The organism is Castellaniella sp. (assembly GCF_041675725.1).
Lineage (GTDB): Bacteria > Pseudomonadota > Gammaproteobacteria > Burkholderiales > Burkholderiaceae_B > Castellaniella.
In genome coordinates, this window is sequence record NZ_JBAYTI010000081.1 from 1 (window position 1) to 9,969 (window position 9,969).

Below are 9,969 nucleotides of genomic sequence, written 5' to 3' on the forward strand. Positions count from 1 at the left end.
GGCCTGTGGCAGGCCTGGCGGCGCCAGCGGCGCAAGATGGCCCGGGGGGTGGGCGCGGGCGTCTGGCTGGCGCCCGTGCTGGCGCTTGCCGGGTTGGCCGCGTCGCCCGTGCCCGCACGGGCCGCCGAAGCGCCCTTGCGGGTGGTGGCCACGTTTTCCATTTTGGGCGACATGGTGCGCGAAGTGGGCGGTGATCAGGTGGCCGTGCACGTGGTCGTCGGCCCGCTGGCCGAAGTGCACGATCACGAGCCCACCCCGGGCGATCTGCAGGCGCTGGGGCAGGCTCAGGTGCTGGTCAGCAACGGTCTGGGCCTGGAAAGCTGGTTGCCCGCGCTGCGGTCCGCGTCCGGCTTCGACGGGCTGGACGTCGTCGCCACACAAGGGGTGGTGCCGCGCGTCCTGCCCGGGCAGGGCGGGCCCGATCCGCATGCCTGGCAGGATCCCGCCCTGGGCGTGCGGTATCTCGAGAACATCGCCGCCGGTCTGGCACAGGCGGATCCCGGCCATGCCGGGCAGTACCGCGCGCGCGCCGGCCAGCTGGCGGCCCGGCTGCTGGCAGCCGATGCGCGCTGGCGTGCGCAGCTGGCGCAGATTCCACCCGAGCACCGCGTGCTCGCCACGGCCCACGATGCATTTGGCTATCTGGCGCAGGCCTGGGGCCTGCGCATCCTGCCGTTGCGGGATGCAGGCGGCCACGCCGAACCCTCGGCGCGCGCCATGGCCGCCTGGATACGCGAACTCAAGGCGCAGCCCGTGCGCGCCCTGTTCCTCGAACAGGGCAGTCCGTCGCAGGCCTTGCAGCAGGTCTCGCGTGAAACCGGCGTACCCTTGGCCGGCCCCCTGTTTGCCGACGCGCTGGACGCGCCCGGGCGGCCGGCGGGCACGTATCTGGGCATGCTGGAGCACAATGCCGGGCAGCTGCTGGAGGCCTTGGTCGCCGCGCCCGCCCAGGCTGGCGGGCCGTCGTAGCAATCCGGTCACAGACCGGATTGTGCGCCATCCCCCTGGGCGCTACAGTGGCCGGATGATTCCAACGCTCTGGGCCTCGTGGCCGCTGCCGGGGTGGGCCGGGCTGGCAGCCTGCCTGTTGGCCGGTTCCTTGCTGGCGGCCGCCCTGCCTGTCTGGGCCGCGCGCTTGCTGCAGTCTCTGGCGGGCCCCGAGGCGGGCCTGCCCGACATCGCGCCACTCTGGCCTGGGGCCCCGACGCTGCGGCGGCGCGCCCGCCTGGGCTGGTGGGGCGTCAGCCTGGGGCTGGCCGCGTGCTGCGGGCTCTGGCTCGGGGCCACGTGGGCGGCGCTGGCCGCCGTCGTATTCGTGCTGGTCCTCTGGACGCTGGCCTGGGTCGATGCCCGCACGGGCCTGTTGCCAGATGGCCTGACCCTGCCCTTGCTGTGGCTGGGTCTGCTGGTGAACCTGAACGACACGTTTGCGCGTCTGCCCGATGCGGTGCTGGGGGCCGTGGCTGGCTATGGCGTGTTATGGCTGCTGGCCCACGGCTATGCGGGGTTGCGCGGCCGCGAAGGCGTGGGGCAGGGCGATTTCAAGCTGCTTGCTGCGCTGGGCGCGTGGCTGGGCTGGCAAGCCGTGCCCACCGTCCTGTTGCTGGCCTCCCTGGGGGGGCTGGCCATGGCGGCCTGGCTGGCCTGGCGGCGGCGCCTGCCTGCAGACCCGGCCTTGGCCTTTGGCCCTTGGTTGGCGCTGGCGGGTGCCTGGGTGCTGGTCGCGGGCTGAGACACCCGGCTGTGCCGCCCGGGGATCGGGGTGGGGCCCGGGGCGGGGCGGGATCCGGGTCGCCGGGTGTGGCCGCCCCGGTCCGGCTCAGGAATCCGGTTTGCGCTGGGCGCGCGGGTGGGCCTGGTCGTACGTCGCGGCCAGGTGCTGGAAATCGAGGCGGGTGTAGATCTGCGTGGTCGAGATGTTGGCGTGCCCGAGCAGCTCTTGCACCGCGCGCAGGTCGTGGGAAGACTGCAGCAAATGGCTGGCAAAGCTGTGTCGCAGGCTGTGCGGGTGGACCTGCAGGGGCAGGCCCACCTGCTGCGCCAGGGCCCGCAGCTGCAGCTGTACCACGCGGGGTCGGATGCGGGCGCCGCGCACGCCCAGGAACAGGGCGGCCCGGGCGTCCGCGTCCGGGCGGGCGGCCCGCAGGCCAGGCCGTACGGCCAGCCAGGCCTGCAGGGCGGCTACGGCTTGGCGGCCCAGGGGCACCACGCGGGTCTTGTTGCCCTTGCCGCGCACCACCGCCTGGGCTTCATCGAGTTCGATCCAGCTGCGGGACTGGTATTCCGGGTTCGCCCATGGGCGGCAGTCGAGGCTGACCAGTTCGGCCAGGCGCAGCCCCCCCGAGTACAGGACCTCGAACATGGCCATGTCGCGTTTTTCGACGGCGGATTCGGCCGGCGGCAGCCGGGTGCGGTCGAGCAGGGCTTGCGCCTGATCGACGGACAAGGCCTTGGGCAGGCTGCGCGGCACTTTGGGGGCGCGTATGCCCACGGCCGGGTTGCGGGCCAGGCGGCCTTCGTGCACACACCAGCGGTAATAGCTGCGCCAGGCCGCCAGGGCCCGCGCCAGGCTGCGCGGCTCGTGGCCCTGCCCGTGCAGCTGCCGAAGCGCCTGGCGCAAGTGGGTTTGTTCGAGGGTGTCGAGCGCCTGCGCCGGGTGGCTTTGCCGCAGCAGGGCCAGGTCGCGGCGATAGGCGTCGATCGTGTGGCTGGAATACCGGCGTTCGTGCAGCAGGTGGGCCAGCCACGCTTCGGTGGCGTCAGGCGATGGCATCGGGCTCATCGTGTGCCAGCCGGCTCAGCGCCGCGCCCGCCAACAGCGCGATCTGTTCGAGAAATTCGGTGCCCATGTCGGTGGTGAAACGCTGTTCGTCGCTGGAACCCAGCACCAGCAGGCCAATGGGCTGCTGCGCCTGCAGGGTACGCAAGGGCAGCAGGGCCAGCGAGGCCGGTGCGTTCTCCAGCCAGGCGGCGGCGTCTTGCGCCTGCACGGGGCCGCAATACGGCTTGTTGAGCGAAGCAGCGTAACGGCGCGTTTCCTGGGCGACATCCTGGGCGTACGCGCCATCGGGCAGCCCGGCCAGATCCCACAGGCGCAGGGCGATGCTGTCGAGCTCGAATTGCCGGGACAGGGACGTGACGATCAGGTCGGGAATGCGCCGGGGTTCGGGCTCGGCCAGCATGTGGGCACACCAGGCCATCACCCCCTGGTGGATACGCTGGTTGCCGTCGGCGTGGTGAAGCAGCTGGTGCAGGTGCGCCTCGCGCGCCTCGAGGCGCGCGCGCAGGGTCAGTATCTGGCGTTCGGCCAGTGAAATGACGCCCTCTTTATAGGGATGCGGCACTTCGATCGTGGCGAAAACGTCGGCGTGCTCGTTGAGGAAATCTGGATTCTGGCGGAGAAAGTCGGCGATTTCTTGGGCGCCGGGGTGGTCCGGTGTCATGATCGGGCGCGCTGGGCGGTTGAGCTGAGAGGACTCTATCTTAACGTTTGGCCGGGCGCCCGGCCATGGGCGCGCAGCCTGGCTGGCCGGGACCGGGATGGCGCCGGGCGTCAGTAGAAACCGGGTTCACCGGGCGGCCGCGTCTTGAAGCGGCGGTGCACCCAGTAATACTGCGCTGGATCGCGCCGCACTTCGGCTTCGATGAGGGCGTTCAGGCGCGCCGTGGCGGCTTGTGGATCGTCGGCGCCCGGGAAATCATCCAGGGGCGCGCCGATGTCGACGCGGTACTGGCCGGTATCGGGATCGAGCCGGCTGATGATGGGCACGACGGCGGCATCCCAGGTGGCGGCGATCTGGGCCGCCGACAACAGGGTGGCCGCCGGCACCCCGAAAAACGGCACGAAGGCGCTGCCCTGGCGGCCGAAATCCATGTCGGGCAGGTAATACACCGGAATGCCGCGGCGCAGATGGCGGATCAGCCCGCGCACGCCGTCTTGCCGGCTGACCAGGTGGACGCGGTTGAAGCGCCCACGGCCGCGGCGCACGATTTCATCCACGTCGGGGTTGCTCTGGCGGCTGTACAAGGTGGCGGACTCTTTCAGGAACAGGGTCAGACGCGTGGCGGCGGCGTCCAGGGCGATGAAGTGCGGTGCGAACATGAGGATGCGCCGGCCTTGGTCGAGCAGGGCCTGCAGCTGGGCCTCTCCGTGCAGCGTGACGGTGGCGCCGATCTGCTCGGGCGTACCGTACCAGCACAGCCCGCGGTCCACGAAAGATTGCGCCAGCAGCCTGTAGTGGCGCGCCGCCAGCGCCCGCCGCTCGGCCGGGCTGAGATTCGGGAAGCAGGCCCGCAGGTTGACGTCGACCACGTGCGCGCGTGCGCGCAGCAGCCGGGGCACGAGCCAGCCCAGCACACGGCCCCAGCGCAGGCGGCTGGCGGTGGAGCAGCGAGCGAAATGCCCCAGGACGCGGCCCAGTATCCGTTGCCGGACCGTATCGCCGCGCCAGGGCATGCCGGTGCCGGGATCCGGGTGGCCTGGGGTCGGGGGTTCAGCGCTCATGGTGCGTGGCTGCGCCCGGCGGGGCGGGCGGGGTCGGTGCGCCCGCTGCGGCGGGCCCGGTGTCGGCCGGCGCGGGTTCGGCTTCGTCCGGATGCGGCGGCGCTTCATCTGGCTGTTTGTAGCGGTTGTAGCCCCACAGGTATTGTTCCGGGAAGCGGCGGATCAGGGTCTCCATGGCCTGGTTGATGGCAATGGCCGTGGCCTCGACCGTCTCGGGCAGCGGCTCGGGCAGGCGCAGGTAGTGCATGCGCCAGCCCCGGCCGCGCGGCAGGCGTTCGCCCGCGGTCAGGATGACGGCGACCCGGGTCTGCAGCGCCAGCCGGGCCGCAAGGGTCATGGTGAGCGCGTATTCGCCGAAGAACGGTAGCCAGATCCCCTCGCCTTCGCCAGGGACCTGGTCGGGCAGCATGCCGACGGCCTCGCCGCGGCGCAGGGCGCGTACGAATTCCCGCACGCCGTGGCGGTTGGCCGGCACGGCGTGCAGGTTGTGCATGTCGCGCGAGGATTCGACCAGCGGTTGCAGGATGGCCTGGCGCGCCGGGCGGAACATGACGGTAAGGGGGCCGTAGCGGGTCAGGTGGCGGGCGGTGATCTCGAAGCAGCCCAGGTGCGGGGTGAGATACAGCACCCCCCGGCCTTCGGCCAGGGCGGCCTGCACGATGGGTTCCTGGTCGCTGACGACCTTGGCCAGGCATTGCTCGGTGCGCCACCAGATTTTGGGGATTTCGGCCATCATGGCGCCGGTCTCGGCGGCGGCGCGACGCACGAAGGCGGGGTCGTCGTAGCCGGCCCAGCGCGTGTGCCGGCGCAGCCGGCGCTGGTAGCGGCTGGGATAGCGGTAGGCCGCCAGGCCGATCAGGCGGCCGGCGGTTTGCAGCCATGAGAGCGGCAGCCAGGCCATGAGACGGGCAAGAAACAGCAGCATGGGGCGTGGCGAATCAGTAAGAAAGACCCTGACGCAGGAAGTTCTTCATGCGGAAAACCCTTATTTTCGCTTAAAATGCCGTGGATCGCTGAGTTAACCGACAACTTGCGGAGCGATCCCCCGCATTCGCCTGTGGGCTTCATCCGCTAAAGCGTCGCGCCCCAACCGCAGAGGTGCAACGCATTTTCGTTCAACCTCGCACCGGCTGGCGGCTGGTGCCACCCAGGAAAGCACCGTGGCACAACACGATTTTCTCTTCACATCAGAATCCGTCTCCGAAGGCCACCCGGACAAGGTGGCCGATCAAATTTCCGACGCCATCCTCGACGCGCTGCTCGCGCAGGACCCGAATTCGCGCGTCGCGGCCGAGACGCTCTGCAATACCGGCCTGGTGTTGCTGGCCGGCGAAATCACCAGCCAGGCCAATATCGACTACATCCAGATTGCCCGCGACACCATCCGCCGCATCGGCTATGACAACACCGATTACGGCATCGACTACAAAGGGTGCGCGGTCCTGGTGGCGTACGACAAACAGTCGCCCGACATCGCGCAGGGGGTCGACCGCAGCCCCGAGGAAATCCTCAACCAGGGGGCCGGCGACCAGGGGCTGATGTTCGGCTACGCCTGCGACGAAACCCCCGACCTCATGCCGGCGCCCATCTGGTATGCGCACCGCATCATGCAGCGCCAGTCCGAACTGCGCAAAGATGGCCGGCTGCCCTGGCTGCGGCCCGACGCCAAATCGCAGGTCACGTTTCGTTACATAGACGGCAAGCCAGCCGAGGTCGACACCGTGGTGGTGTCCACGCAGCACCATCCCGACATCGCGCAATCCCAGATCCACGATGCCGTGATCGAGCAGATCATCCGCCCCGTGTTCGCCCCGGGGCTGCTCACCGAGCGCACCCGCTTTCTGGTGAATCCGACCGGCAAGTTCGTGATCGGCGGGCCGCAGGGCGATTGCGGCCTCACCGGGCGCAAGATCATCGTCGACACCTACGGCGGCGCCTGCCCGCATGGCGGCGGGGCGTTTTCGGGCAAGGATCCCTCCAAGGTCGACCGCTCGGCCGCCTATGCCGCCCGCTACGTGGCCAAGAACATCGTCGCGGCCGGCCTGGCGCGCCAGTGCCAGGTGCAGGTCAGCTACGCCATCGGGGTGGCCGAGCCCATCAACATCACCGTGTACACCGAGGGCACGGGGGTGATCCCGGACGACCAAATCGCCCGCCTGGTGCGCGAGCACTTCGACCTGCGGCCCAAAGGCATCATCAACATGCTCGACCTGCTGCGGCCTATTTATTCGAAGTCGGCGGCGTACGGGCATTTTGGCCGCTCGGAACCCGAATTCACCTGGGAGGCCACCGACAAGGTGCAGGTGCTGAAAGCGGCGGCCTGAACCGCCGGGCCTGGCGGGGGCGGCAGGCCCGGCAGGCGCCGAAACCGGCGCACCACCCACGACGGCCGATCCGCTATAATAACCCCCTTCCCCCGAGGGGCGTTGCAACGGCCCGTTCGCCAGCCTCAGGCTGGCACGGTGGCCGTCAGGCTCGGGGACATCTCCATCGAACGGCGCCCATCGTTGCCCTGTGCGGGCGGGGGTGGGGTATCGGCCCGCTTCGTATCCGTGCGGGGTCACCAGGACCACCATGACGACTGCACACGATTACATCATTGCCGACATCGCTCTGGCCGATTGGGGCCGGCGCGAAATCGCCATCGCCGAAACCGAAATGCCCGGCCTCATGGCCATCCGCGAAGAATACGCGGCCAGCCAGCCGCTCAAGGGCGCGCGCATTGCCGGCAGCCTGCACATGACCATCCAGACGGCGGTGCTCATCGAAACCCTCGAGGCGCTGGGGGCCGAAGTGCGCTGGGCATCCTGCAACATCTTCTCCACGCAGGATCACGCGGCGGCGGCCATCGCCGCGGGCGGCACGCCTGTTTTCGCGGTCAAGGGCGAATCCCTGGAAGATTACTGGCAGTACACGCACCGCATCTTCGACTGGCCGGGCGAGCCGGCCAACATGATTCTCGATGACGGCGGCGACGCCACGCTGCTGCTGCATCTGGGCGCCCGGGCCGAGGCCGACCCCGGCGTCATCGCGCAACCCGGCAACGAAGAAGAGCGCGTGCTCTTCGCGGCCATTCGCGATCGCCTGGCGCAGGATCCGCACTGGTATTCCAGCCGGCTCGGGCACATCCGCGGGGTAACCGAAGAAACCACCACGGGGGTGCACCGCCTGTACCAGATGTCGCAGCGCGGCGAACTCAAGATTCCGGCCATCAACGTGAATGATTCGGTCACCAAGTCCAAGTTCGACAACCTCTACGGCTGCCGCGAGTCGCTGGTCGACGGCATCAAGCGGGCCACCGATGTCATGGTGGCCGGCAAGATCGCGATCGTCTGCGGGTTTGGCGACGTCGGCAAGGGGTGCGCCCAGGCGCTGGCCGCGCTGCGCGCCCAGGTGTGGGTCACCGAGATCGATCCCATTTGCGCCCTGCAGGCCTCGATGGAAGGCTACCGGGTGGTATGCCTCGATGATCCCGACGTGGTCGAGCAGGCCGATCTCTTCGTGACGGCGACGGGCAACTACCACGTCATCGACCGCGATCATCTCTATCGCATGAAAGACCAGGCCATCGTCTGCAATATTGGCCATTTCGACAGCGAAATCAACGTGGCATCGGTCGAAGACCTGGCCTGGGAAGAGATCAAGCCGCAGGTGGATCACATCGTTTTCCCCGATGGCAAGCGCGTGATCCTGCTGGCCCGCGGGCGGCTGGTGAACCTGGGCTGCGCCACCGGGCATCCATCGTTCGTGATGTCGGCATCGTTCACCAACCAGACCATCGCCCAGATCGAGCTGTTCACGCGCGGCGACCACTACGCCACGGGCCAGGTCTACGTGCTGCCCAAGCACCTGGATGAAAAAGTCGCGCGCCTGCACCTCAAGAAGCTCGGTGTCCGCCTCACCGATCTTTCACAGCAGCAGGCCGATTACATCGGCGTGCCGGTGACCGGGCCGTTCAAACCCGATCACTACCGCTATTGATTTTTGAGCCTTTTGTCGAGCCTTTCGGAGAAGCCCCATGCTCTTGTTGCTCTGGCTACTGAATGCCGTCTCCCTGCTGATCGTCGCCCTGATTCTTCCGGGCATCGTGGTGTCCTCGTTTGGCTCGGCGCTGATCGCCGCCCTGGTGCTGGGCCTGCTCAATGCCGCCGTCAAACCGCTGCTGGTCCTGTTGACGCTGCCGCTCACCGTGGTGACGCTGGGGTTGTTCCTGCTCGTCATCAACGCGCTGGTCTTCTGGCTGGCCGGCTCCATCCTGCGCGGCTTTCAGGTCGAAGGCTTCTGGTGGGCGCTGGTGGGGGCCATCATCTACAGCCTGATCTCCACGGCCCTGGCCAACCTGCTGATCATGTGACCATGGCCGCGACACCCACTATCAGCTTCGAGTATTTCCCCCCGCGCGACATCGCCGCCCAAGAACGCCTGGTACGCTCGGCCAAGCAGTTGGCGGCGCTGTCGCCGGCTTGGGTCAGCGTCACGTTCGGGGCCGGGGGCTCCACCCGCAGCGGCACGGTCGAGGCCGTGAAAATGCTGCAGAATCTGGGCGGCGACGTCGCGCCGCATCTGTCGTGCATAGGGGCCACCCGGGCGGATCTCAAAGCCCTGCTGGACGATTACGCCGCGCGCGGCGTACGGCGCCTGGTGGCGCTGCGGGGGGATCTGCCCTCGGGCATGGGGGGCGATACGGGCGAACTGCACTACGCCGTGGATCTGGTGCGGTTCATTCGTGCGCACTCGGGCGACCGCTTCCACATCGAGGTGGCGGCCTATCCCGAAATGCACCCGCAAGCCGACAGCGCCCAGCAGGATCTGCGGCATTTCGTCGACAAGGTACGGGCCGGGGCCGATGGCGCTATCACGCAGTATTTCTTCAATGCGGATGCATATTTCGACTTCGTCGACCGGGTGCGGGCGCAGGGGCTGGATGTCCCGATCACCCCAGGCATCATGCCCGTCACCAACTACACCCAGCTGGCCCGGTTCTCGGCCATGTGCGGGGCGGAAATCCCGCGCTGGATGCGCTTGCGGCTGCAGGATTTCGGTGACGACAAGGCTTCGATCCGGGCCTTCGGCATCGACCTGGTCTCCGGCCTGGTGGCCCGCCTGCTCGAACAGGGGGCGCCCGGGGTGCATTTCTATACGCTCAACCACGCCGAGGCCGTCACGCGCATTTGCCGCAACCTGGGCTTGGGCCAGGCCGCCTGAGGCGCCCGGTCCGGGCGGCGGCAGGCCAGCCCGCTACGGTCCGGGCCGCGGCGGCCGGGGCCTGGCCTGCGGTCTGCTCAGGGCTCGGGGGCTTTCAGCGCCCAGCCCTTGTCGGTCAGGACGGCATCGAGGCGGATGTCGTGGGTTTGTGGCTGGTGGCCCATTTGGCTCAGATCGCCGCTGGCCCAGGCGATGCCGACGCTGACGAAGGCCTGGCCGCTGGCCTGCAGGGCGGCCAGCGTGCGGTCGTAGTAGCCCCC

At 68.8% G+C, this 9,969-nt stretch carries 10 protein-coding genes, 1 pseudogene and 1 riboswitch; of the genes and pseudogenes, 6 read left to right on the forward strand and 5 right to left on the reverse strand.

Annotated elements, in window-relative coordinates; translation table 11 throughout:
• Both WCZ84_RS12585 and WCZ84_RS12590 read left to right on the forward strand, forming a co-directional pair.
• Positions 1-969: metal ABC transporter solute-binding protein, Zn/Mn family (locus WCZ84_RS12585; protein ID WP_372686625.1), on the forward strand; the 969-nt coding region annotated here is incomplete at its 5' end.
• Between the two features lie 55 nt (positions 970-1,024).
• Complete coding sequence (locus WCZ84_RS12590; protein WP_372686626.1) at positions 1,025-1,732, forward strand: A24 family peptidase; 708 nt, start codon at positions 1,025-1,027, stop codon at positions 1,730-1,732.
• Between the two features lie 87 nt (positions 1,733-1,819).
• Here WCZ84_RS12590 and xerC read toward each other — a convergent pair whose 3' ends face one another.
• From xerC to WCZ84_RS12610, 4 genes are all read right to left on the reverse strand, one after another.
• On the reverse strand, positions 1,820-2,782 hold the full coding sequence (xerC, locus tag WCZ84_RS12595; protein ID WP_372686627.1) for a tyrosine recombinase XerC: 963 nt from the start codon (positions 2,780-2,782) through the stop codon (positions 1,820-1,822).
• Positions 2,760-3,443: a DUF484 family protein gene (locus WCZ84_RS12600; RefSeq protein ID WP_372686628.1), complete on the reverse strand. Its 684-nt coding sequence runs from the start codon at positions 3,441-3,443 to the stop codon at positions 2,760-2,762. Before WCZ84_RS12600 ends, xerC begins: the two co-directional genes overlap by 23 nt.
• A 110-nt stretch (positions 3,444-3,553) precedes the next feature.
• Entirely contained in the window at positions 3,554-4,456 is a 903-nt protein-coding gene (locus WCZ84_RS12605) for a lysophospholipid acyltransferase family protein (protein WP_372686634.1), read from the reverse strand.
• A gap of 37 nt (positions 4,457-4,493) precedes the next feature.
• Positions 4,494-5,429, reverse strand: coding sequence for a lysophospholipid acyltransferase family protein (locus WCZ84_RS12610; protein ID WP_372686629.1), 936 nt, complete (start codon positions 5,427-5,429; stop codon positions 4,494-4,496).
• Positions 5,430-5,664: 235 nt separating this feature from the next.
• Between WCZ84_RS12610 and metK the strand changes: the two genes are divergently transcribed.
• The 4 genes from metK to metF all read left to right on the forward strand — a co-directional run bounded on the left by metK (position 5,665) and on the right by metF (position 9,709).
• Positions 5,665-6,828: a methionine adenosyltransferase gene (metK, locus tag WCZ84_RS12615; protein ID WP_372686630.1), complete on the forward strand. Its 1,164-nt coding sequence runs from the start codon at positions 5,665-5,667 to the stop codon at positions 6,826-6,828.
• An 88-nt stretch (positions 6,829-6,916) separates the two neighbouring features.
• Positions 6,917-7,014, forward strand: a riboswitch (S-adenosyl-L-homocysteine riboswitch).
• A 64-nt stretch (positions 7,015-7,078) separates the two neighbouring features.
• Complete coding sequence (ahcY, locus tag WCZ84_RS12620) at positions 7,079-8,485, forward strand: adenosylhomocysteinase (protein WP_372686631.1); 1,407 nt, start codon at positions 7,079-7,081, stop codon at positions 8,483-8,485.
• Positions 8,486-8,522: 37 nt separating this feature from the next.
• Positions 8,523-8,858, forward strand: coding sequence for a phage holin family protein (locus WCZ84_RS12625; RefSeq protein ID WP_372686632.1), 336 nt, complete (start codon positions 8,523-8,525; stop codon positions 8,856-8,858).
• Positions 8,859-8,860: 2 nt separating this feature from the next.
• Positions 8,861-9,709, forward strand: a complete 849-nt coding sequence (gene metF, locus WCZ84_RS12630) for a methylenetetrahydrofolate reductase [NAD(P)H] (RefSeq protein WP_372686633.1) — start codon at positions 8,861-8,863, stop codon at positions 9,707-9,709.
• A 77-nt stretch (positions 9,710-9,786) separates the two neighbouring features.
• Here the strand turns inward: metF and WCZ84_RS12635 are convergent.
• A pseudogene (locus WCZ84_RS12635) lies at positions 9,787-9,969 on the reverse strand (5-formyltetrahydrofolate cyclo-ligase); the annotation flags it as partial.